Raw genomic sequence first — 22,632 nt, forward strand, 5'->3', positions numbered from 1 at the left:
ACCATGCTGCACGGCAGGTCCGCAGAGCTGGCGGTGGTCGACGGTCTCCTGGCCGACGCCCGCGCCGGTCGCAGCGGTGTGCTCGTGGTGCGCGGCGAGGCCGGCATCGGCGTGTCCGCCCTGCTCGCCCACGCCGCCCTCCAAGCAACCTCGGACCGCCCCGGTGGCGGGAATGGTGGCGGTCGGGCCGGGTTCCGGGTGTTGCGCGGCACGGCGGTCGAGCCGGAGTCGGTGGTGCCGTTCGCCGGGTTGAACCTGCTCCTCCGCGGCGTCATGGACCGCGTCGACGCCTTGCCGCCCAACCAGTCCGCCGCCCTGCGCGGCGCACTCGGCCTCGCCCCTTCCGATGGCGGCGACCACTACCTGGTCGGCCTCGCCGTGCTCACCCTCCTCGCCGACCTGGCCGAGCGAGGACCCGTCCTCTGCCTGGTCGACGACGCGCACTGGCTGGACCAGGGCTCCGCGCAAGCGCTCGTCTTCGCCGCACGCCGCCTCCAGGCCGAAGGCATCGCGATGATCTTCACTGCCCGCGACCTGCACGCACCGCCGTTCCCCGCGCCCGGCCTCCCCGAACTGCGCCTCACCGGACTCACCCCCGAGCACGCCACCGCCCTCCTCGAAGAGCACGCCGCCGACCTGCCGCGTTACGTCCGCGACCGGATCGCCCACGAAGCGCGCGGCAACCCGTTGGCGCTGCTGGAACTCCCCGCCGCCCAACGCGAAGGCCACCTGCCCGCCGCGCACGCCTACCGCGTCGCCGCCCTCCCCATGCACAGCCGCATCCAGCAGACGTTCGCCGACCGCATCGGCACCCTGCCCGAACGCACCCGCACCCTCCTCCTGGTCGCCGCCGCCGACGACACCGGCGATCCGGGCGTGGTGTTCGAAGCCGCCGGCCTGCTCGGCGCGTCGTTGGACGACCTCGAAGTCGCCGAGCAACGCCAACTCCTGCGCTCCGACGAAGGCCGGCTGACGTTCCGCCACCCCCTGATCCGCGCCGCCGCCTACCAGAGCGCGTCCCTGGCCCACCGCCTCGCCGTGCACGAGGCCCTGGCCAAGGCGCTGGCCGACGTGCTCGACGACGACCACCGCAGCGCCTGGCACCTCGCCGCCGCGACCACCGCACCGGACGAGCACGTGGCCGCCGCGTTGGCCCGCACCGCCGAGGACGCACGCGGCCGGGGCGGGTACGTGGCGGTGGCGTCGGCCTACCAGCGCGCGGCCGAGTTGAGCCCGGACCCGGTGCGGCGCGGACAGCGGCTCGCGGCGGGAGCGGGCGCGGCCGGTGCGGCGGGCCAGTTCGACCGCGCGGCCGTGCTCGCCGACCAGGCGTGGGACCTGATGACGGACCACGTCGACAAGGCGCGGGTGGCGCGCGTCCAAGCCAGGTTGGCGAGCGAGCAGGGACGTCTGGCGGAGGCGTCGCAGCAGCTCGTCCGCGCCGCGATGTGCGCCAGGCCGACGGAACCGGACCTGGCGGGGGAGATGCTGTTCTTCGCCGCCCAGCACGCGTGGGCCGGTCGTGACCTCGACGCCGTCCGCGAGATCGCGTCACTGGCGGACGGTCTGCCCGGCGCCGAGGACACGCGCCTCACCGCGCGGGCGGCTGTGGGCCTGGACGGCGGTGACGTGCCCGGTGGCATGGCGGCGCTGCGGACGCTGCTCGGCTCGCCGTACGTCGGCGGACCGGGCAACGCGCTCACCGCGTGGTGGCACCTCGTGCTCGGCGACGACCAGGCCGCCTACGACTGGGCTTCCCAGCTGGAACGCCAGTCCCGCGCCCAAGGCGCACTCGGCGTCCTGCCCCGGGCGCTCGCCTACCTGGCACGTGGTCGCCTGCACCTCGGACAGCACCGCGACGCCCGTGCCGCTGCCGAGGAGGGCATGCGGATCGCGGCGGACATCGGTCAGACGTTCAGCGTCGGCTACCTGTCCAGCGTGCTCGCCGAACTGGCCGCCATCGAGGGCGACGACGCCCGGTGCGAGGAACTGGTGGCGACGCTGACCGGCGGCCCACCCCAGTCGGTGCGCGCCGCCTGCGCGCTCGCCTTGCTGAACCTGGGTTCCGGCCGTCACGACGCGGTGTTGGACCGGCTGGCCGACGTCGCCGCCGGCGCGCACCGCCTGTACGCCCTCTCCAGCCTGCCCGACCTGGTCGAAGCGGCAGTCCGGGTGGGCAAGCGCCCCACCGCCGAGGACGCCGCCGGCTGGTACGACGAGTGGGCGCTGAACACCGGCCGGCGGTGGGCGCAGGGCGTCGCGGCGCGCTGCCGTGCGTTGATCACCGACGACGAGCAGTGGTTCACCCGAGCCGTGGACCTGCACCGCGCCGACGCTGGCCGCCCGTTCGAACGCGCCCGCACCGAACTGCTGTACGGCGAGTGGCTGCGCCGGGCGCGGCGCAAGACCGACGCCCGCACCCACCTGCGTTCCGCGTCGGACCTCTTCGAGCGCCTGGGCGCCACCCCGTGGGCCACCCGCGCCCGCACGGAACTGCGTGCCACCGGCGAAAGCCGAGCCGTCCCCGGCCCGGACCCGCTGAGCACCCTGACCCCGCAGGAACTCCAGGTGGTCCGCCTGGCCGCCGAAGGCCTGAGCAACCGCGACATCGGCGCCCAGCTCTTCCTCAGCCCCCGCACCGTCGGCTACCACCTCTACAAGGCCTACCCCAAGCTCGGCGTAACCACCCGCACCGCCCTGTCCCGCCTAACCCACCCCTAACCCCGCGAGCCCTCCACTCCGGCACCGCGAGCCCTCCACTCAGACACCGCGAACCTCGCGTTCAGGCACCCTGGGCCACGCTCGGAAACCCGACCGGCAGGTTCCCGGTGTCCGACTGGCAGGTTCACGGTGCCGGACTGGACGACTCGGGGTGCCGGACTGGACGACTCGCGGTGTCTGAGTGGAGGGCTCGCGTGGGTCAGGCGAGTACGCGGGCGGCGGCGACCGGGCGTTGGGCCGTGGTGAACGTGCCGGCGGACGACGTGTTGACGCTCCACCGGTAACGGGCGAACCCGCCGGTGGCGTCGGAGGCGTAGAACATCATGTGCCCGTAGCCCGCGCCGTCCGTCTCGGCGGTCGCGTTGAAGATCCGGTTGTCCGGGAACCGGGAGTAGTTGCCCACCCCGAACACCCCGTGCGGCTCGGACGTGCAGTCGACGACCTCCACCGCGTACTGGGTCTCGCCGGTGAAGTTCAGGCTCGGGCTGGGCGCGGTGTAGACGCCCTTGACCGACCGCACCATCACCACGTGCCCGGTGTTGGTGTCCTGGTCGTTGCGGTAGTCGATGGCGATCAGGTCACCCGGGCGGAGGTCCGCCACCGCCGTGACGGGCTCGAAGTGCGGGATCTCCCGCTCGGCGAACGCCAACCGGTAGTCGCGCGCGAACGGGCTGGCGAAACCGAAGTGCCGGCTGAAGAACCGCGGCGTCGCCCACCGGTACGTCCGCCTGAGCACGGCGGTCAGGAACGACGCGCACTGGCTCTGGTTGACCCACCCGGACGCGTCACCGGGCGAGCCCCACCGGACCACGTTCGGCTGGTCCGGCTCCTTGTACGTGTTGTTGCCCAACGGGCACGCCGGCAGCGACAGGTAGCCGACCAACTGCTCGGCTTCCAGCAGGTGCGGTGTGGACGTCCGACGTGGACCCGGAGCCGTGGCCTCGGCCAACGCGGCCGTCCCGAGGGTCGCGGTCACCCGGACGGCGACCGCCGTTCCCCCCGGGAACGATCTGCGCGACAGGTCCATCGTGCGACTCCCCTCCGATACGGGCCCGCATACCGTAGTCGAAGGGGTGAGCCGCACGCGGCGGTTCAGCGCGCGTAGACCAGCAGCACGGTGGTCATCACGGTGCACAGGGCGAGCATCGTGGCGAGCCCGGTCATGGCCGCGCCGGCCGACAGGAGTACCCGGGTCAGCATGCCGAGAACTCGGCGGAGGAGTTTCGCCAGGCCCAGGACCAGCGCCATCGCGCCCATCATGACCATGACGACGATAGGGGACCACTCGGTGGTCCCGGACGTGTGAGCTAACGCGGTGAGCGTGTTCATAGCGACCCCCGGATGGCTTCCTGGGTGAACTTCACCTCTAATCGCTGAAGTTGACTGAACCTCAGTAACTTGAGGGTAAGGTGGCTGTACATGACTGACAACCCCCCTTCTGGGGTATAGGGGCGTGACTTTTCGTCGCAGTCGTGTATGTTTCCCTCTTCAGTTCATGCGCTGAAGTTCACTGAAGGGGCGCTCGCGTGTCGGACGTGGCCGTGACCGGGGATTCCCAATTGTTGGCGCACCGCCTCCGCGCCCTCCGCGAGGAACAGTGGCCCGACGTCCCGATCACGCAGAGCGACCTCGCCGAGGCGTTCAGCGCCGAGAAGCCGGCGAGCGTCCCGCTCCTGTCGTCGTGGGAGAGCCGCACCAAGCCCAGGACGCCCCCGCTGCACCGCCTGGCCGCCTACGCCACGTTCTTCGCCACCAAGCGCTCCGTCGCCCACCGCCCCTACCGGCTGATCCCGGTGGACGAGCTGACCGCCGACGAACAGCGCCGCCGCGAAGAGCTCCTGCGCGAGCTCACGGACCTTCGGGCAGCCGAACGACGCGAAGCCGGCGGCACGTCCCCGGCGGACCAGCCCAACCGCGGCTTCTGGTACTTCGACGACCGCCACGTCATCACCATCGTGGTGGCGCAGCTGCCGGCCGACATGCGGGCGAAGATGCCCTACTCGGACCCGACCCAGCCGGACTACGTCGAGCTCTACACGTACGCCGACCTGGACGCCCTGATCGAACTGCACGGCCACATCCGCGCGATCAACCCGCGCAGCCAGGTCAACTTCCGCATCGCCTCGGACCTGGAACCGGACGACTACACGACCCACCTCGTGCTGCTCGGCGGCGTCGACTGGAACGTGCTGACCCGCGAACTGCTGGCGCGGGTCGACATGCCCGTCACCCAGGTCGCCCGGCACGACGAGTCCGAGTCGGGCGGGTTCGTCGTGCACGCGGAGGACGGCGCCGAACGCCTCTTCGCGCCGAAGCTGGCCGAGTTCCGCGGTCGCGAGACCCTCCAAGAGGACGTCGCGCACTTCTACCGCGGCACGAACCCGTTCAACCACAAGCGAACGGTGACGATCTGCAACGGCATGTACGGCCGGGGGACCCTCGGCGTCGTGCGGGCGCTCACGGATGGCCGGTTCCGCGACCGCAACGCGGACTACCTGGAGCAGCGGTTCCCCGACCTCGAGTCGTACGGGCTCCTCACGAGGGTGTCCGTGGTGAACGGCCAGGTGGTCACGCCGGACTGGAACACGCCCGAGTCACGACTTTTCGAATGGCCGGAGGGCCGGAGTTGAACGTCGCAGCCACGGCGCTCGTGGGACACGAGCCGCACGGCTCCCGGTCCGCGAACCACAGCGCGTCCCACCGGCACCTGCTGGCCCGGGACGCCGTCGCCGAGCCGGCACGGGTGGACGCCATCATCGTGCCGACCTCGCGGCCCGCGGCCTACCTGGAAACGGTCGTCGCGCTCGCGAAGCACCACCGCTGCACGCTGGTCACGTTGTGCAGCCGCCACTCGTCCGCCGACGCCGCCACCGCGCTGGCCGAACGGGAAGGTGTCGAGATCGTCGCCGTCGACATCGCGGAGGTGCCCGCCGACCTCCTGCCGGAGTTCCGGACGACGACGATGCTGCGCGCGGGCGGCGGCAAGTTCGACCGCCGCACCGACACCAGCCTGAAGCGCAACCTCGGCCTGATGCTGGCGGCCGTGGCCGGGTGGGAGCGGATCGTCTACGTGGACGACGACGTCGTGATCCCGCGCCCGGACGACCTCGCCGACGCCGTCGGACTGCTCGACCGCTTCACCGGGGTCGGGCTCTCGGTCAGCGGGTACCCGGACAACTCGGTCGTGTGCCACGCCTACCGCGAAGCCGGCGGCGCCCAGGACACGTTCATCGGCACCGGCGCACTCGCCGTCGGCCGGCAGTCGTTCACGTCGTTCTTCCCGAACATCTACAACGAAGACTGGTTCTTCCTGCTCGACGACAACGGGTTGGCCCCGTCCGCGGTGACGGGGAATGCCGTCCAGCGACCGTACGACCCGTACCGGGACACCATGCGGGCCCGCACCGAGGAACTCGGCGACTGCCTCGCCGAAGGGTTGTTCGGGCTGCTCGACACCGGACACGCCCCGGCCGACGCCACGGTCGCGTACTGGCGGCGGTTCCTCGGTCGGCGCAGGCGGTTCATCGACGAGGTCATCGCCATGGTCGGCGACGCCGAGCTGGACGCCGCCGACAAGGCCAGGATGATCGCCGCTTTGAAGGCCGCCGGTGGGCGCAACCGGCTCATCGAGCCGCAGTTGTGCGTGGACTACCTGGCCGCCTGGCGAGAAGACCGCCGGCTGTGGCGCGACCACGTCGAGGCCCGGCAGCGGCGGCACGGCGGTCGACCCGTTCAGAAGCTGTTGGCCGACCTGGGTCTCCTGCACCGCTACCGCCCCGGTCGTCCCGCGAACGGGTAGCGGTGACGTCAGCCTCGCAGGTCAGCCATCCGGCGACGGACTTCGTCGGCTTCGGGAGCACCGAGGTCGACGTAGATGTTCAGCGCCTGTTGCCATCGTTCCAGGGCTTCGGTCACGTTCCCCGACGCTTCATGCGCGCCGGCGAGGCCCTCGTGGGCCTGCGCCTGCTCGTGGCGGTCCCCGATGTCCAGGGCGATGGCGAGCGCACTTTCGTGGAGCTCCAGCACCGACTCCGCGGAACCGGCCCGCCGGGTGGCGTTTCCCAGGCCGTTGAGCGCTTCCGCCTCCAGCGCTCGATCGTGCGTGGCGCGGGCGAGGGCGAGGGCTTCCCGGTGGTAGACCAACGCTTCCGGATAGCTCTCCATGTGCTGGAGCGCCACACCGATGTCGTTGAGGGCGTACCCCTGCCGGGGGCGGTCCTCGGTCTCCCGGAACAGCGCGAGCGCCCGCTGGGTGGACTCGACCGATTCCTCGTGCCGTCGCAACCGGTCCAGCACGAGTCCCATGTTGTTGAGTACCTGTCCTTGACCCGTCCGGTCTTCCTCGCTCTCGAACAGCCGCAAGGCGCGTGCGTCGCACTCCAATGCCTCGTCGTACCGGCCGAGGAGCATGTGCACGTGGCCCAGATCGGCCAGCGCCAACGCGTGCACCTTCGGCAGGTCGATCCGCCGCAGCACGTCGATCGCCTCCTCCAGGTGCTCACGGGCGTCCGAGTAGCGGCTGAGGCGCTGGTAGACGGCCCCGAGGTTGTGCAACGCCCGCCCCACCACCGCTTTGTCGTCCTGCTGCCGACCCACTTCCAACGCGAGGTTGTGCAGGGTGACGGCATCGTCGAAGTGACCGTGGCTGTCCAGGAACCGGTAGAGGGTCGTGGACAGCAGGCTCGCGTAGACCGCCCAGGTGGTGTGTGTGGTGCGGGCCGCCACGGCCGAGAGCGTGGTCCGCTCCGCCTCCAGCCAGCGCACCGCGTCGTCATCGTCGACGAGGTCGACCCGAGGACCGTCGGCTGTGGGCAGCGCCGGTCGGCGATCCCGCTCCTGGGGGAACAGAATCTCCATGGCGAGCGACGCGGTGTGCAGGAAGAAGTCGAACAGCCGGCGCAGGGCGGCCTCCTGTGCTTCTTCCGACTCCTCGTGCGCCACGAGGTCGGCCGCGTAGACGCGAAGCAGGTCGTGCATCTGGTAGCGGCCGATCCTGGTCCGCTCCACCAGGTGCGCCCGCACCAGCGCGTCGAGCAGCCGACGTGCCTGCGCGGGCGTGCACGAGATCAGGGCCGCGGCGCCGACCGGCTCGAAGTCACGACCTGGGTGCAGGCCGAGCAGGCGGAACGCGCGTGCCTGCGCGGGTCCGAGGTTCCGGTAGGACCAGGAGAGCACGGCACGCACCGCCGTGTACGGGTCATCACCGGCGTCGAGCAGGTCGAGCCTGTTCTCCTCGTCCGCGAGGTCGGCGACCATCTCGGCGAGCGTCGCCTCCGGGCTCGTGGTGACCAGGTCGGCCGCGATCCGCAGCGCCAGCGGCAGCCGGACGCAATGCCTGACGAGCGCGTCGGCGGCCTCCGGTTCGGCATCGACGCGGGGTCCGATCAGCATGCGCAACAGGACCACGGCCTGGGCGTGCGGCAGGAGGTCGAGGTTCACCCGACGGGCGCCGTCGCGGGACACGAGGCCCGGCAGCGCGTCGCGGCTGGTCACGAGCACCAGGCACGAAGACGTACCCGGCAGCAGTGGCCGGACCTGGTCGGCGGAACGCGCGTTGTCCAGCACGATCAACAGTCGCCGACCCGCGGCGATGCTGCGGAACCTGGCCGCGCGTTCGTCCGCGTCGTGCGGGATGTCGGAGTTCGCCACGCCCAACGAGCGCAGCATGCCCGCGAGGGCTTCCTCGGGCGGCACCGGCTTGGCCGGACCGTATCCGTGCAGGTTGACGTAGAGTTGCCCGTCGGGAAACCGGTCGCTGACCCGGTGCGCCCAGTGGGTGGCGAAGGCCGTTTTCCCGACACCGGCCGTGCCCGAGACCGCGGAGATCACGACTGCCGCAGTGGACGGCGGTCCTTCGGTGGACGCGAGGAGCAGGTCCATCTCGGCGAGCTGCTCCAGCCGGTCGGTGAACGCGTGCACGTCGGGTGGCAACTCGTGCGGGGGCGGGAACGCGCCCGAGCGGGTGGAGTGCAGGTGCACGTCCCCTGTGATGGACCCCGCCTGAACGACCGCGCCCGGCCCACCGGTCGCGGTCGAAACGGTGTTGGCCGTGTCGGCCCGATGCTCGTTCGACATTCAACGCCCCCTGGAGGCGGAGCCTATCGACGGGTGGCCATGGCCGAGTACGCCCAAAGCGGGTCTCGCCGACCCGATCAGGGGAACTTCCTCTTCGAGTGGCCGGAGGACCTGCGTTGAACGCCATCGTGCCTTCATCAGTGGAGCAACACGCCTCGCACAGCAAGCTGCTGACCGCTGTGGACATCTGCGACTGCCCGCCCGGTGCGATCGACGCCATCATCGTGCCCACCAACCGGTCTTGGCGCTACCTCGAGCAGGCGGTCGACGCCGCTGTCTCACTTGCTCGGCCTCTGGTGGTGCTGACCAGCGGCGACGCCTCACCTGAGCGGACGGCGAAATTGGCTCGGACCAGGGGCGTCGAGATGCTGGTCATCGACATCGAGAGGTTGCCGAGATGGCTCATGCCCCAACTGGCTACGACGAGGGTTCTGCGCTACACGGAGTTCGAGGTCCACACGGACATCAGCTTCAAGCGCAACCTGGGCCTGCTGGTGATGCGTGTGCTCGGCTGGGAAAGGGTGGCGTTCCTGGACGACGACATCACCGTGCCGAGACCCGTCGACCTCGACGGGGCAGCCGGTCTCATCTCTGCGGGTTATGCGGTCGTCGGGCTGAACCAAGTTGGTTTTCCGGACAACTCGGTGGTCTGCCACGCTTATCGCGAGAGCGGCGGTGCGCAGGGCACGTTCATCGGCGGCGGCGCGCTCGTGATCGGCCACGAGTCGATAACGTCGTTCTTCCCGACGATATACAACGAGGACTGGTTCTTTCTCCTCGATAACTGGGGCCTTCGCCGGTCAGCCGTAACCGGTGAGGTGCTGCAGAGGCCGTACGACCCGTTCGCCACTGAGTTGCGGGCACAGATGGAAGAGTTCGGTGACTGCATCGCAGAGGGTGTTTTCACGCTGCTGGACGACGATGGCGCCGTCGATTTCGCGATGGATGAGGACTACTGGTGGGAGTTCCTGCTCGGCCGGGTGCAGCTGATCGACCACATCCTGGAATGGATCAGGTCGAGTGCTCGGCAGGCCGACGAGGCGTTGCGGATGGAGGTCGCGCTGCGGGCCGCGCGGAAGCGGTGTGAGGCAATTCCACCGTCCCTCTGCGTGCGGTACCTGAAAGCGCTCGCGCAGGACCGGCGGACGTGGGCCGCGCACGTCGAGGGCTTCCAGCGGGGCGCGGTCGGATTGCGGAACTCGATCGAGGTGCTGGGACTGGCCGGCCACGGGATGTACGTGGCGCGCTGACCGGCAGGTGTCCATGTGGCGGAACGCTCAGTTCCGCGCGCTCGCCGGCGATTAGGCTCGCCTGCTGGAACGCGGACGAGCGGGAGGCGTGGGATGACGAGCACCGATGGTCGGCAGAAGTGGCTGACCGTCGCCGAGGAGCTGGCCACGGCGTTGCGGGTGGACGCGGCGGAACGGGATCGGCGCGGTGCGGAGCCGGTGGCCGAGGTCGACGCGCTGCGGCGGTCCGGTGTGCTGGCGATCGGCGACTGGGCCACCCAGCAGGCGGTCACCCGGGTGGTCGGCGCGGCCGACGCCAACGTCGGGCACCTCCTCGGGTACCACTACCTCCAGGTCTGGCGCAGCGGACTGTTCGACCGCGCGTCCGTGCCGGTCGGGGACGTCGTCGTCACTGTCGACGTCCACTCCGCCGACGTCCACTCCGCCGACGTCTGCTCAGCCGACGTCTACTCGGCTGACGTCTTCTGGGCAGGGGTCAGCAACCCCCTGGACGCGGCGCTGGAGCTGCGGCCCGTCGACGGCGGCTTCGAGGTCACGGGGCGCAAGACGTTCGCCACCGGCGCCTCGGTGGCCGACCGGCTGGTGGTCAGCGCCACCCACACCGGGACCGACGAGAAGATCACGTTCACGCTCGACGCGAGAGCCGACGGCATCACCTACGCCCGCGACTGGGACAACATCGGCCAGCGCCTCACCGCCAGCGGCGGCGTGGTGTTCGACCACGTGCACGTGCCCGCCGAGCAGGTCCTGGGCGTGCACGACGAGACCAGCCCGCGCCTCTCCCTCGCCGGCCTGGGCTTCCAGCTCGTGCTCGCCCAGCTGTGCGTGGCGATGGCCGAGGGCGCGCTGGCCGAAGCCGCCCAGTACACCCGCACGACCACGCGCCCGTGGTTCCTCAGCGGCGTGGACACGGCCACCTCGGACCCGTACGTCCTCGGCGCCTACGGCGAGCTGGTGTCCGAGACGCAGGCCGCCGGCTTCCTCACCGACCACGCCTCGGACCGGCTGCACCGGGCGTCCGAGCGCGGCGTCGAGCTGACCAGGACCGAACGCGCCGAGACCGCCGCCGCCATCTCGTCGGCCAAGGTCGTCGCCACGAAGGTGGCCAACCAGACCACCAGCCGCGTGTTCGAGCTGTGCGGCGCCCGCGCCACGGCGGCCGGGTACGCGTTCGACCGGTTCTGGCGCAACGCCCGCACGCTCACGCTCCACGACCCGGTCTCGTACAAGGCCCGCGAGGTCGGTGCGTACTTCCTCACCGGCGAGCACGCCCCGTACACCGGGTACAGCTGATGGAACCGTTGCTCGCACGCAGCGTGCGCCTCGAAGACGATGGCGTGCACATCCTGGACCGGCGGAACTTCCCGTTCGAGCGGACGTGGGTGCGCTGCGGCACGGTCGCCGAGGTCGCGAAGGCCATCGAGGACATGGTCACGCAGTCCTCCGGCCCGTACTTCGCCGCCCTGTGGGGCATGGTGCTGGCCGCCCGCGAGGCCCGCGGCTTGCCGCGTGACCAGGCCCGCGCCTCCCTCGACCAGGCCGGACAGCTCCTCATCGCCACCCGCCGCACCAACAACCACCTGCGCAAGGCCGTCGCCGCCGTGCTGGCGGGCGTGGCCGAGGACGACGACGTCGAGGCCGGCGCGCTCAAGGGCGCGAAGGCGGGGGACGAGCGGTACCGCACGCGCAGCCGGAAGCTGGGCGAGCACACCGCGGAGCTGCTGCCGGACGAGGGCGCGGTGCTGACGCACTGCTGGGCCGACCTCTACCTGACCGAGACCGTGACCGCTGCTCAAGCCATGGGCAAGCGTTTGCGGTTCGTCTGCACGGAAACCCGCCCGTACCTCCAGGGCGCCCGCCTGACCGCGGAAACGCTGGGTGAGATGGGCGTCGACACGACCCTCATCACCGACGGCATGGGCGCGGCCGTCATGTCGACCGGCCAAGTGGACGTGCTGCTCACCGCCGCCGACCGCGTCACGATGGACGGGCACGTGGTCAACAAGGTCGGCACGCTCGGCCTGGCGGTCGCCGCGCACGCCTTCGACGTGCCGTTCCTGGCCATGGTGCAGGCGCCGGACCGGCTCGCGCCCACCGCCGCCGACGTGCCGATCGAGTACCGGTCGGGCGACGACGTGCTGCGCACCCTCGGCCGCCGCACGGCCACCGGACGGGCCCGCGGCCTGTACCCGGCTTTCGACGTCACGCCGCCGCGGTTCGTGACCTCGGTGGTGACCGACCGCGGTGCGTACGCTCCGCACGGCCTGGCTGACTACTACGTTGAGGAACGTCCATGAGTGAGTGGGTTGTGCTGGACATCGAGGGCACGCTCAGCGCCACCGACCAGGTCCTGGTCACGCTGTACGACTACGCCCGGCCGCGGCTCGGCCCGTGGATCGACGAGCACCCCGACGACCCGGCCGTGGTCGAGGCCGTCGCGCAGATCCGCGAGCTGTCCGGTGTGGACGGCGGCACGGACGAGCTGGTGCGCGTCCTGCACGGCTGGATGGACGCCGACCGGAAGGTCACGCCGCTGAAGACGTTGCAGGGCCTGATCTGGCAGCGGGGTTACGCGGGAGGCGACCTGGTGGCCGAGTTCTTCCCGGACGTGGTGCCCGCCCTGCGCAAGTGGCACGACGAGGGCAAGGACCTGGCGGTGTTCTCGTCGGGTTCGGTGGCAGGCCAGGTGGCGTTCTTCGCGCACACCGCGGACGGCGACCTGACCTCCTTGTTCCAGTACCACTTCGACACCGTCAACGCGGGCCCGAAGCGCGAGGCGGCGTCGTACCTGAAGATCGCGTCCGTGCTCGACTCCGGTGACATCACGTTCTACTCGGACGTGCCCGCCGAACTGGACGCCGCCGCCGAGGCGGGCTGGCGGACGGTCGGCGTCGCGCGTCCCGGCGAGCCCTACGGCGACGCGGACTTCGGTCCACACCGGACGGTGGCCGCCCTGTGACGCCGGGTGAGGCACTGGCCGCCGAGTGCGCCCGGTACACCGCGATGGGGTGGATGCGCGGCACGTCGGGCAACCTGTCCGTGGTCGTGGACCGCGACCCGCTGCGGCTCGCGGTGACGGTCAGCGGCAAGGACAAGGGCGAACTCACGCCCGACGACGTGGTGGTCGTCGACGCCGAGGGCCGCACCGAGGACCCGGTGCGCGTGCCGTCGGCCGAAGCGGGCCTGCACGGGCGGATCGCGGCGGTGGCCGGCGCGGGCGCGGTGGTCCACGTGCACGCCCTCGCCCCCGTGGTCGCGGCCGAGCACTGGCCGGACGGCGTCGCGCTGAGCGACCTGGAGATGCTGAAGGGCTTCGGGCGGCAGGCGCACGAGTCGGTCCTCGTCCCGGTCGTGCCGAACAGCCAGGACATGCGGGTGCTCGGTGACGCGTTCGAGGCCGGCTTCCGCGCGGACGTGCCGGCCTTGATCGTGGCCCGGCACGGGGTGTACGTGTGGGGTGACGACCTGCGCCAGGCCCGGCACCGGCTGGAGTGCCTGGAGTGGCTGTTGCGCTTCAAGGTCGAGACGAGGGGGTAAGACGCGATGACGTTGCTGACCGTGTGGCCGGACACCGACCCGGAGACCGTGGTGGTGCGCACCGCCGACCCCGACGAGATCGCCGCGGAGCTGGAGCGGCTGGGCGTCCGGTACGAGCAGTGGCCGGTCGTGCCCGGTGTGACCGGCGAGAACGCGCTGGAGGTGTACGCCGAGCGGGTCGCCCGCGTCACCGAGGCCGAGGGCTACACCCTGGTCGACGCGATGGAGATGACCCCGTCGGACGACCCGGCGTGGCTGGAGTCGGCCGGTCAGGCGCGGCTGAAGTTCCTCGCCGAGCACACCCACGACGACGACGAGGACCGGTTCTTCGCGCGCGGCTCCGGGGTTTTCTACCTGCACGTCGACGAGCGGGTGCACGCGATCCTGTGCGAGGCGGGCGACCTGCTGAGCGTGCCCGCGAACACCACGCACTGGTTCGACATGGGCACCCGGCCGGACTACGTGTCGATCCGGTTCTTCCACGACGACGACGGCTGGGTCGGCAACTTCACCGGCAGCGACATCGCCCGGTCGTTCCCGACGTTCGACGCGCTCACCGCGGGTCACCGAGCGAGCTGATCTCGACGGCGAGGTTCGCCTTGGCGCGGGCCTCCCACCGCTCACGCGCGTGCGGCGTGACGTAGAGCGGGTCGCGCTCGGCGAGGGTGCGCAGGACCTTCGCCCGGCCGACCCGCCACGCGTCGTCCGGGACGTGCGCGTACTCGGCGCGCACGGCGGTCCGGTAACGCTGGTAGGTGACCGGGTCGGAGCCGAGGACGGCCAGGTCCGCGTCCAGGAGCAGGCACGTCAGCGGGTCGTCCGAGGCGTGGTCCACGGTGGCCAGCACGAGCCGCGCCACCTGGTCCGCCTCGGGGAGCCCGGCGAGCCGTGCGCGGACCCACTGGGCGCTGAGGCGCTCGTCCTCACCCGGCTTGCCGTCGTACACGACGTCGTGCGCCAGGGCGGCGAGCGCGAGGACGGCCCGTTCACGCGCGGTGCGGCGGTCGGCTTCGGCGAGGACGTCCACGTCGCGGACGACGGCCAGCACGTGGTCGGTGTTGTGGTAGCCGCGATGGGGCTCGGCGTAACGGTCGGCGAGGTCGCCGGGGCCGTGCGCGCCGCCCAGCTCGCGGACCGCCTCGTGCCACCGGGCCTCCAGTTCTCGCTCAGTCAGCTCGCGCATGGGGCAACCTCACGTGAAGGCCGCGCCGCCCTCGGGCGCGGGACCGGCGTCGATCGTGCCACCCGGCCTGGTCACCAGACCGCACAGCACCAACCCGATGCCCGTGCCGACCCGACGCCCGCGCCGACCGGCTGCCGAGGCGCTCTGATCAGGGCCGCGAGGACGGTCGGGTCCGGTGGACCTCCCGCACCCCGGTCCAGCACTCGCCGTGCAGCGCGCGCAGCTCCAGCCAGAACGCCAGGTCACCCGACCGGACCGCGCCAGGCGTCCTCGAAGTCGTTCCACACCGGACCACCCGGGTGATCAGGACGTTGCGGGCGCGCGAGTCGCCGTGCAGCGGCTGCGCCGGCCGGCCCAGCACCGACAACGCCGAGTCCACATCGGACAAGGGCCCGAATCCGGGTGGTGGTCCGGGATGGTGCGGCAGCTCGGTGTGCAGCTCGGCCGGCATCGCCGCGAACGAGGCCCACCCCGACCCCACGCGGCACGACGGACGTTTCCACGCCTGCCACCTCATATTCCACCCGGACGTGTCATAACGGATCGGCATCAAACGGATGCGTCCAAACGGAGGGCGTCGATAGTCCAAACGGCGGATCGAACAGATCGGCCGGACAGTTCATCGAGTCACGTGGGAGCGTTCATGTGCACGGCACCTCGCACTCTGTTCGGAACAGCACTCCTGTTGGCCACGCTCGCGGCGGGAGTGCTCGCCGCCGGCGCATCGGCCCAGCCGGCACCCGAGTCGGGCGATCCACGCGCGACCGCCGTGGCGGGCAACGTCGACATAGGTCAGCCCGGCAACGCCTGCGAGGTGGTGGGCCTGCCCGGCACCGAAGCGACGATGCCCGAAGGCACGTTCACCAGCGACGGCACCTACATCGACATCACGGCGTTCCCGCCCGGCACGGTGGTCACCGGTGTCGTGGTGAAGGGCGGCCCCGCCTACAACGTCTACCCGGCCGGCAACCTCGGTCCGCTGCCCTGGCTCGACCTGCACTCGCCGCTGAGCGGGAGCGGCAAGAACCCCGCCGCGATCAGCCACTGGTTCGTCTGCGTGGACGTTCCCGCCACGACGACGACGGCCCCCACCACGACGATGCCGACGACCATCACGACGGCGCCGACCACGACGACCGCCCCGACCGTGACGACGACCTCGCCGGGCGTCACCACGACCACCCATCCCGCCACCACCACGACGACCACGCCGGCCATGGCCACCACGACCACGACGAAGCACGCGGGCGTCGGCGTCCCCGGCTCGGACGACGACCTCGCCGCCACCGGTTTCAACGCTCTGTGGCTCCTCATTGGAGGGTCGGCCCTGGTCGCGACGGGTGGAGCGGTGCTCCTGGCGTCGAAGTTCCGCCGCCGAGCGCGTCGCTGAGTCCGAAAGGGAGAGACGGTCGACATCACTGATGCATAACGATCGGGCGGCAACCCGTTTCATGCGAACGGGCTAACTCGATAGAGGGGTGGCCGATGCGGTTCGATCCATCGGTCACCCCTCGACCCCTGCGGAGCAGCACCCATGCGCATGAACCCCCGCCGCCTTCTCGGAGCAGTGACGCTACTCGCCGTCACCACCAGTGGTCTTCTGCTGGGCAGCACGGCCTCGGCCACGCCGACCCCCGTCGACCCCGACCCCCGCGCGGTCATCGTCGAGGGCAACCTCGAATGGGACCACGACAACGTCTGCGAGAAGGCCGGCCTGCCCGGGACCGCGATGGACGGCGACCTCCCGCCCGGCTCCACGAAGTCGACGTTGCCCCACACCGCGGACGGCAAGCGGTCGATCACCATCACGGGTGGCCTCGACGGCTACGTCGTGACCGGTGTCGTCGTCAAGGGCGGTAAGAACTCCAACGTCTACACCGCTGAGAAGCTCGGCGACCTGGACTGGGAGAAGCTGGTCGCGCCGAACAACTCCAGCGGCGGTCCCGCGGACATCAGCCACTGGTTCTTCTGCGTGGAGGAGGACGACTCGGTCACCACGACCCCGTCCACCCCGGTGACCACCACCACGCCGTCCGCCCCGGTGACCACCACGACCGAGGCGCCGGGCGAGACGACGACGACCACGACCACGACCACCGCGCCGGCGACCACGACCGAAGCCCCCGCGACGACCACGACCACCGAGGCCCCGGCCGCGGGGACCGGTCCGGATGAGGACGACCTGGCCAACACCGGTTTCGACGGCGGCTGGATGCTGATCGTCGGCCTCGGCCTGGTCGCCGCCGGCGCCGCGTTCGTCGCGTCGCCGAAGCTGCGCGGCCTGCTGCGTCGCTGACCGACGTCGATCCGGCCCGGGAATCCGGCGTAGGCGCCGACGCACGGCGCCTACGCCGGAGCCCGGCGTAGGAGTCCGACGCAGGAGCCGGCACAGCGCCGAGGGCCGCCCCCGCAACCCGCGGGGGCGGCCCTCGGTGTGTGTGACCTGCGCTACCTCACTTGATCCAGGGGGCGGCCCAGCGCGGACCCCCGTGACACCGCCGTCTACGATCCGATGAGCCGGCGGCGCCACCCACCGGCAATGCCAGAACCAGACAGTGCAGGAGGCACCGTGACGGCCGTAGCCCCGCAGCCGATCGCGACGCGGCCCTTCGGGACTCGCGACGCGGTCAAGGGTTCGTTCCTGCTGCGGATGTTCCGCACCACGGACCACAAGCAAATCGGGATCATGTACCTGGTCACGTCGTTCGCCTTCTTCATGGTGGGCGGCGCGATGGCCATGCTGATGCGGACCGAGCTGGCACGCCCGGGTATGCAGTTCCTGTCGCAGGAGCAGTTCAACCAGCTGTTCACCATGCACGGCACGGTGATGCTGCTGCTCTACGCGACCCCCATCGTGTTCGGCTTCGCCAACTTCATCCTGCCGCTCCAGATCGGTTCGCCGGACGTCGCGTTCCCGCGGCTCAACGCCTTCTCGTACTGGCTGTACCTGTTCGGCGGCCTGATCGTGATGGGCGGCTTCCTCACGCCGGGCGGCGCGGCCGACTTCGGCTGGTTCGCCTACACCCCGCTGTCGAACGCCATCCACTCGCCCGGCGTCGGTGCCGACCTGTGGATCACCGGCCTGATCGTCGGCGGTCTGGGCACCATCCTCGGCGCGGTCAACATGATCACCACCGTGGTCTGCCTCCGGGCGCCCGGCATGACCATGTTCCGGATGCCGATCTTCACCTGGAACATCCTGGTGACGTCCGTGCTGGTGCTGCTGGCGTTCCCGATCCTGACCGCCGCGCTGTTCGGCCTGCTGGCCGACCGCCACCTCGGCGCCCACGTGTTCGACCCCGCCAACGGCGGCGTGATCCTGTGGCAGCACCTCTTCTGGTTCTTCGGGCACCCGGAGGTCTACATCGTCGCGCTGCCGTTCTTCGGCATCGTCTCGGAGATCTTCCCGGTGTTCAGCCGCAAGCCGATCTTCGGCTACAACGGCCTGGTCTACGCGACCCTGGGCATCGCGGCGCTGTCCGTGGCCGTGTGGGCGCACCACATGTACGCCACCGGCGCTGTGCTGCTGCCGTTCTTCGCGTTCATGACGTTCCTGATCGCGGTGCCCACCGGGATCAAGTTCTTCAACTGGATCGGCACGATGTGGAAGGGGCAGCTGACGTTCGAGTCCCCGATGCTGTTCAGCATCGGCTTCATCGTCACGTTCCTCTTCGGCGGCCTGTCCGGCATCCTGCTGGCCGCGCCGGCGATCGACTTCCACGTCTCCGACACGTACTTCGTGGTCGCGCACTTCCACTACGTGCTGTACGGCACGATCGTGTTCGCCACCTTCGCGGGCATCTACTTCTGGTTCCCGAAGATCACCGGCCGGATGCTGGACGAGCCGCTGGGCAAGCTCCACTTCTGGACCACCTTCCTCGGCTTCCACGCCACGTTCCTGGTGCAGCACTGGCTGGGCAACGAGGGCATGCCGCGCCGGTACGCGGACTACCTGGCCGGCGACGGCTTCACCACGCTGAACATGATCTCGACGGTCGGCGCGTACATCCTCGGCGCGTCCACGCTGCCGTTCATCTGGAACATCTTCAAGAGCTACCGCTACGGCGAGAAGGTCACGGTCGACGACCCGTGGGGCTTCGGCAACTCCCTGGAGTGGGCCACGTCCTGCCCGCCGCCGCGGCACAACTTCACCGAGCTGCCGCGCATCCGCTCGGCCCGCCCGGCGTTCGAGCTGCACTACCCGCACATGATCGAGCGGCTGCACGACGAGGCGCACGTGACGTTCACCGGCAGGGCGATCGCGCACGAGGACGCCAAGCGCGCGCCGTCCGAGGTGGCCGCGGGCGCTGTGCAGTCCGGCACACCCTCGGCGGACACCGAGGGCGACCACAAGTGACGCTTGTAACCTGAGCGCAGGTTCAACGACGAGCCCCGACGACCGTCCTGGTCGCCGGGGCTCGTCGCTGTCTGGCATAGGAGCCATCAGTGACCAAGCCCAGTGGGATCAAGATGAGTGGGATCAAGATCAGCGCCACGCCCGTCCTGATCACGGTCACCGGACCGGACAAGCCGGGGGTGTCCTCGGTGCTGTTCGCGGTGCTCACCCGGCACGGCGTGGAGATCCTCGACGTCGAGCAGGTCGTCATCCGCGGCCGGCTGGTGCTCGGCGTGCTCGTCGCCGCAGAGCACGACCCGGAGGGCCTGCAGGAGGCCGTCGAGCAGGCGATGGCGACGGTGTCCATGCACGTCGAGGTGGAGATCGGCGCCGACTCGAAGCGCACCGCCCGGCTGGAGTCCAGCCACGTGCTGATCCTGCTCGGCCGCCCGGTCACCGCCCGCGCGTTCACCGAGGTGGCGCGGCGGCTGGCGTCCCTCGGGGTGAACATCGACGCGATCCGTGGCGTGGCCGACTACCCCGTGACGGGTCTCGAACTGCGGGTTTCCGTAGCCGACGACACGCCGGAGAGCGACGCGCAGCTGCGGTCGGCGCTGGCCGAGGTGTCGGTGCGCGGTGGGCTGGACATCGCGGTGGAGCGGGCAGGGCTGACCAGGCGGGCGAAGCGGCTGGTGGTGTTCGACGTCGACTCCACGCTGATCCAGGGCGAGGTGATCGAGATGCTGGCCGCGCACGTCGGGGTGGAGCCGCAGGTCAAGGAGATCACCGACCGGGCGATGCGCGGCGAGCTGGACTTCACCGAGTCGCTGCGGCAGCGGGTGGCGCTGCTGGAGGGCCTGGACGAGTCGGTGCTGGACGAGGTCGCCGAGTCGTTGGAGCTGACGCCCGGCGCCCGGACGACCATCCGGACGTTGAAGCGGCTCGGGTTCCGCTGCGGTGTCGTGTCCGGTGGGTTCACCCGCGTCATCCAGCGGCTGGTGGACGACCTCGGGTTGGACTTCTGCGCGGCCAACGAGCTGGAGGTCGTGGACGGGAAGCTGACCGGGCGGGTCGTCGGCGAGGTGGTGGACCGGGCGGCCAAGGCGGTCGCGCTGCGGCGGTTCGCGGACGAGCAGGGCATCACGCTGGCGCAGACGGTCGCGGTCGGTGACGGCGCGAACGACATCGACATGCTGGGCGCGGCCGGGCTGGGCATCGCGTTCAACGCCAAGCCCGCGTTGCGCGAGGTCGCGGACACCGCGTTGTCGCACCCGTTCCTGGACGCCGTGCTGTTCGTGCTCGGCGTGACGCGTGCGGAGGTGGAGGCCGCGGACGCGGCGGACGGGCTGGAGCTGAACCGGCTGTGAACCCGATCCTGCGGATGCTGGTGGAGCGGCACTACTCGACCGACGCCGAGGACCCGGAGTCGGTGCGGGCGATGCCGGTGGTGCTGCGGATCGAGAAGTCCGCGCCGCCGTCCCGGACGGAACTGCTGGAGGCCGCGGCGGCTGTCGCCATCGCGGTCTGCCTGGACGAGCGCGCCGAGCCGGGCGGGGAGTGGCACGACGACCTGGTGGAGTGGGTGCGCGGGCGGATCCGGAAGGTGACGCGGCGGGCTCGTGGCGCGCACTGGGAGGCCGTGCAGGCGTTGCCGGGCGTGACGATCACGGTGGGCGACGCGTCGGTGCGGGCGTTCGTGCCGGGGCGGGTCGTGGACCTGCCCAAGGAGCTGAGCCGGTTGCAGATCTCGGGCAGCGAGCTGCCGCCGGACGAGCCCGGCCCGGTGCCCGCCGGGGCGTACGAGCTGTGGCTCAACCCCCGGGTCGAGATGACGGCGGGCAAGGCGGCGGCCCAGGTCGGCCACGCGTCGATGCTGCTCGCGCCGCACCTGACCGAGGCCGAGCTGAAGGAGTGGGCGGCGGCCGACTACCGGTGTGCCGTCCGCACACCGCCGGTGGCGGCGTGGAACGCCCTGGTGGCCAGGCCGGACGTCGTGCTCGTGCGGGACGCCGGGTTCACCGAGGTGGCGCCCGGAACCGCCACCGTGGCCGTGAACCGACGTTTCGGCTGACCGATTCGCGGTAACCATCCCCGACGTGGGCCTGTTGGACGTGCTGGACGCCAAGCTCGGTGACGGGCTGGAGAGCCTGATGTGCGCGCACCACGCCCGGCGGCTGCGGAAGCTGGGGTGGGGCTCGGTGCTGGAGCCGGGAACCGGCTGGTGGACGCCCAGTCGGCCGGTGCGTTCCGGCAACCGGGTCGAGGTGCTGATCGACGGGCACGAGCTGCTGCCCGCGATCGCGTCGGCCATCTCGTCGGCGCGGCGGTCCGTGCACATCGCCGGGTGGTGCGCCAGCCCGGACTTCCGCCTGACCCGGTCGCCCGGCTCGCCGACGCTGCGCGAGTTGCTGGCGTCCGTCGCGGAGCGGGCATCGGTCCGGGTGCTGCTGTGGGCGGGTCCGCCGCTGCCGCTGTTCGAGCCGACCCGTGCGCGGGTGGAGGAGGCCCGGCGGGAGTTCATGCGCGACAGCGCGGTGTCGTGCGTGCTGGACGCGCGGGAGCGGACGTTCCACTGCCACCACGAGAAGATCGTGGTGGTGGACGACGAGGTGGCGTTCGTCGGCGGCATGGACCTGACCGCGCTGGAGGGCGACCGGCACGACTCCGCGTCCCACCCGCCCCGGGAGCAGTTGGGCTGGCACGACCTGGGCACGCGGCTCGAAGGACCGGTGGTCGCGGACGTCGCGGAGCACTTCCGGCAGCGGTGGCAGGAGATCGCGGGGGAGCCCCTGCCCCGGCCGACGCCGCCGGCCCCGGTCGGGTCGTCGTCGGCGCAGCTCGTGCGGACGGTCCCGGAGCGCACCTACGAGTTCGCCGACCGCGGTGACTTCAGCCTGCTCGACTCGTACCTGCGGGCTTTGCGCTCGGCCACCCGGCTGGTCTACCTGGAGAACCAGTTCCTGTGGTCGCCGGAGATCACCGAGGTGCTGATCGAGAAGCTGCGCACCCCGCCGGACCCGCGATTCCGCGTCGTCATGGTTCTGCCGCGCAAGCCGACCAACGGCGCCGACACGACCCGTGGCCAGCTGGGCCGGCTGCTGGACGCCGACGACGGCAGCCGTCGCCTCGTCGCCGGCACCCTCACCTCGCACGACGGCGAGACGTCCTCCTCGGTCTACGTGCACGCCAAGCTGGCGATCGTGGACGACCGCTGGGTGTCCGTCGGCTCGGCCAACCTGAACGAGCACTCGCTGTTCAACGACACCGAGGTCAACGTGGTGACCGACGACGCCGGGATCGCCCGCGACACGCGCCTGCGGCTGTGGTCGGAACACCTGCAACTCCCGGAGTCCGAGGTCTCCGGCCCACCGCACGACGTGGTCGACACCCTCTGGCGCCCCACCCTGAGCGCCCCCGGCAAGCACCGCATCACCGCCCTGCCCGGCGTCTCCCGCCGAGCCGGCCGCCTGGAAGGGCCACTGCGCGGCCTGCTGGTGGACGGCTGACCCGGCGCGAGCCGCGGAACGCGG

20 protein-coding genes are annotated in these 22,632 nt (G+C 71.0%); 15 read left to right on the forward strand and 5 right to left on the reverse strand.

What is annotated here, in order from left to right; all coding sequences use genetic code 11:
• Positions 1–3 precede the first annotated feature (3 nt).
• The gene (locus ACRAKI_RS05540; protein WP_447005965.1) at positions 4–2,721 is read left to right on the forward strand and encodes a helix-turn-helix transcriptional regulator; all 2,718 of its coding nucleotides are present in this window, start codon (positions 4–6) and stop codon (positions 2,719–2,721) included.
• A 199-nt stretch (positions 2,722–2,920) separates the two neighbouring features.
• On the opposite strand, the gene ACRAKI_RS05545 is transcribed toward ACRAKI_RS05540, so the two are convergent.
• Entirely contained in the window at positions 2,921–3,748 is an 828-nt protein-coding gene (locus tag ACRAKI_RS05545; protein WP_447005966.1) for a hypothetical protein, read from the reverse strand.
• A gap of 65 nt (positions 3,749–3,813) precedes the next feature.
• The gene (locus tag ACRAKI_RS05550; RefSeq protein ID WP_447005967.1) at positions 3,814–3,969 is read right to left on the reverse strand and encodes a hypothetical protein; all 156 of its coding nucleotides are present in this window, start codon (positions 3,967–3,969) and stop codon (positions 3,814–3,816) included.
• A gap of 278 nt (positions 3,970–4,247) precedes the next feature.
• Between ACRAKI_RS05550 and ACRAKI_RS05555 the strand changes: the two genes are divergently transcribed.
• Together ACRAKI_RS05555 and ACRAKI_RS05560 are read left to right on the forward strand one after the other, a co-directional pair.
• Positions 4,248–5,351, forward strand: a complete 1,104-nt coding sequence (locus tag ACRAKI_RS05555; protein WP_447005968.1) for an XRE family transcriptional regulator — start codon at positions 4,248–4,250, stop codon at positions 5,349–5,351.
• Positions 5,348–6,520 (forward strand): hypothetical protein, encoded by a 1,173-nt coding sequence (locus tag ACRAKI_RS05560; RefSeq protein WP_447005969.1) that lies wholly within the window; start codon positions 5,348–5,350, stop codon positions 6,518–6,520. Before ACRAKI_RS05555 ends, ACRAKI_RS05560 begins: the two co-directional genes overlap by 4 nt.
• Positions 6,521–6,528: 8 nt before the next feature.
• Here ACRAKI_RS05560 and ACRAKI_RS05565 read toward each other — a convergent pair whose 3' ends face one another.
• The gene (locus ACRAKI_RS05565; RefSeq protein WP_447005970.1) at positions 6,529–8,796 is read right to left on the reverse strand and encodes an ATP-binding protein; all 2,268 of its coding nucleotides are present in this window, start codon (positions 8,794–8,796) and stop codon (positions 6,529–6,531) included.
• Between the two features lie 116 nt (positions 8,797–8,912).
• Here ACRAKI_RS05565 and ACRAKI_RS05570 point away from each other — a divergent pair, with 116 nt between their 5' ends.
• The 6 genes from ACRAKI_RS05570 to ACRAKI_RS05595 all read left to right on the forward strand — a co-directional run bounded on the left by ACRAKI_RS05570 (position 8,913) and on the right by ACRAKI_RS05595 (position 14,162).
• A complete protein-coding gene (locus ACRAKI_RS05570) occupies positions 8,913–10,046 on the forward strand; it encodes a hypothetical protein (RefSeq protein ID WP_447005971.1) in 1,134 nt (377 codons plus the stop codon).
• Positions 10,047–10,139: 93 nt separating this feature from the next.
• Positions 10,140–11,339 (forward strand): acyl-CoA dehydrogenase family protein, encoded by a 1,200-nt coding sequence (locus ACRAKI_RS05575; RefSeq protein WP_447005972.1) that lies wholly within the window; start codon positions 10,140–10,142, stop codon positions 11,337–11,339.
• Positions 11,339–12,343 carry a s-methyl-5-thioribose-1-phosphate isomerase gene (locus ACRAKI_RS05580; protein WP_447005973.1) on the forward strand — a complete coding sequence of 335 codons (1,005 nt, stop codon included), beginning with the start codon at positions 11,339–11,341 and terminating at the stop codon, positions 12,341–12,343. The genes ACRAKI_RS05575 and ACRAKI_RS05580 overlap by 1 nt, the downstream gene beginning before the upstream one ends.
• Positions 12,340–13,005, forward strand: a complete 666-nt coding sequence (gene mtnC / locus ACRAKI_RS05585) for an acireductone synthase (protein WP_447005974.1) — start codon at positions 12,340–12,342, stop codon at positions 13,003–13,005. Before ACRAKI_RS05580 ends, mtnC begins: the two co-directional genes overlap by 4 nt.
• Positions 13,002–13,583, forward strand: a complete 582-nt coding sequence (mtnB, locus tag ACRAKI_RS05590) for a methylthioribulose 1-phosphate dehydratase (RefSeq protein ID WP_447005975.1) — start codon at positions 13,002–13,004, stop codon at positions 13,581–13,583. The genes mtnC and mtnB overlap by 4 nt, the downstream gene beginning before the upstream one ends.
• A gap of 6 nt (positions 13,584–13,589) precedes the next feature.
• A complete protein-coding gene (locus tag ACRAKI_RS05595) occupies positions 13,590–14,162 on the forward strand; it encodes a 1,2-dihydroxy-3-keto-5-methylthiopentene dioxygenase (protein WP_447005976.1) in 573 nt (190 codons plus the stop codon).
• On the opposite strand, the gene ACRAKI_RS05600 is transcribed toward ACRAKI_RS05595, so the two are convergent.
• Positions 14,137–14,766: an HD domain-containing protein gene (locus ACRAKI_RS05600; protein ID WP_447005977.1), complete on the reverse strand. Its 630-nt coding sequence runs from the start codon at positions 14,764–14,766 to the stop codon at positions 14,137–14,139. The genes ACRAKI_RS05595 and ACRAKI_RS05600 overlap by 26 nt on opposite strands.
• A 148-nt stretch (positions 14,767–14,914) precedes the next feature.
• On the reverse strand, positions 14,915–15,217 hold the full coding sequence (locus ACRAKI_RS05605; protein ID WP_447005978.1) for a hypothetical protein: 303 nt from the start codon (positions 15,215–15,217) through the stop codon (positions 14,915–14,917).
• A gap of 234 nt (positions 15,218–15,451) precedes the next feature.
• Between ACRAKI_RS05605 and ACRAKI_RS05610 the strand changes: the two genes are divergently transcribed.
• The 6 genes from ACRAKI_RS05610 (at position 15,452) to ACRAKI_RS05635 (ending at position 22,608) form a co-directional block, all read left to right on the forward strand.
• Complete coding sequence (locus ACRAKI_RS05610; RefSeq protein WP_447005979.1) at positions 15,452–16,156, forward strand: hypothetical protein; 705 nt, start codon at positions 15,452–15,454, stop codon at positions 16,154–16,156.
• 177 nt (positions 16,157–16,333) lie between these two features.
• Positions 16,334–17,062: a hypothetical protein gene (locus tag ACRAKI_RS05615; RefSeq protein WP_447005980.1), complete on the forward strand. Its 729-nt coding sequence runs from the start codon at positions 16,334–16,336 to the stop codon at positions 17,060–17,062.
• A gap of 273 nt (positions 17,063–17,335) precedes the next feature.
• Positions 17,336–19,123, forward strand: a complete 1,788-nt coding sequence (gene ctaD / locus ACRAKI_RS05620) for an aa3-type cytochrome oxidase subunit I (RefSeq protein WP_447005981.1) — start codon at positions 17,336–17,338, stop codon at positions 19,121–19,123.
• A 128-nt stretch (positions 19,124–19,251) separates the two neighbouring features.
• The gene (gene serB / locus ACRAKI_RS05625) at positions 19,252–20,469 is read left to right on the forward strand and encodes a phosphoserine phosphatase SerB (RefSeq protein ID WP_447008341.1); all 1,218 of its coding nucleotides are present in this window, start codon (positions 19,252–19,254) and stop codon (positions 20,467–20,469) included.
• 14 nt (positions 20,470–20,483) lie between these two features.
• Positions 20,484–21,173: a peptidyl-tRNA hydrolase gene (locus tag ACRAKI_RS05630; protein ID WP_447008342.1), complete on the forward strand. Its 690-nt coding sequence runs from the start codon at positions 20,484–20,486 to the stop codon at positions 21,171–21,173.
• Between the two features lie 25 nt (positions 21,174–21,198).
• Positions 21,199–22,608 carry a phospholipase D-like domain-containing protein gene (locus ACRAKI_RS05635; RefSeq protein WP_447005982.1) on the forward strand — a complete coding sequence of 470 codons (1,410 nt, stop codon included), beginning with the start codon at positions 21,199–21,201 and terminating at the stop codon, positions 22,606–22,608.
• Positions 22,609–22,632: the final 24 nt, after the last annotated feature.

The sequence above is a fragment of the Saccharothrix isguenensis genome, assembly GCF_052936305.1.

Excerpts from the sequence above, each read along its gene's own strand:
- ACRAKI_RS05545 (WP_447005966.1), bottom strand. The coding sequence starts at position 3,748 with ATGGACCTGTCGCGCAGATCGTTCCCGGGGGGAACGGCGGTCGCCGTC.
- ACRAKI_RS05575 (WP_447005972.1), top strand. The coding sequence starts at position 10,140 with ATGACGAGCACCGATGGTCGGCAGAAGTGGCTGACCGTCGCCGAGGAG.
- ACRAKI_RS05630 (WP_447008342.1), top strand. The coding sequence starts at position 20,484 with ATGCTGGTGGAGCGGCACTACTCGACCGACGCCGAGGACCCGGAGTCG.
- ACRAKI_RS05605 (WP_447005978.1), bottom strand. The coding sequence starts at position 15,217 with ATGCCGGCCGAGCTGCACACCGAGCTGCCGCACCATCCCGGACCACCA.
- ACRAKI_RS05600 (WP_447005977.1), bottom strand. The coding sequence starts at position 14,766 with ATGCGCGAGCTGACTGAGCGAGAACTGGAGGCCCGGTGGCACGAGGCG.
- ACRAKI_RS05580 (WP_447005973.1), top strand. The coding sequence starts at position 11,339 with ATGGAACCGTTGCTCGCACGCAGCGTGCGCCTCGAAGACGATGGCGTG.
- mtnC (WP_447005974.1), top strand. The coding sequence starts at position 12,340 with ATGAGTGAGTGGGTTGTGCTGGACATCGAGGGCACGCTCAGCGCCACC.
- ACRAKI_RS05595 (WP_447005976.1), top strand. The coding sequence starts at position 13,590 with ATGACGTTGCTGACCGTGTGGCCGGACACCGACCCGGAGACCGTGGTG.
- ACRAKI_RS05540 (WP_447005965.1), top strand. The coding sequence starts at position 4 with ATGCTGCACGGCAGGTCCGCAGAGCTGGCGGTGGTCGACGGTCTCCTG.
- ACRAKI_RS05565 (WP_447005970.1), bottom strand. The coding sequence starts at position 8,796 with ATGTCGAACGAGCATCGGGCCGACACGGCCAACACCGTTTCGACCGCG.
- ACRAKI_RS05550 (WP_447005967.1), bottom strand. The coding sequence starts at position 3,969 with ATGGCGCTGGTCCTGGGCCTGGCGAAACTCCTCCGCCGAGTTCTCGGC.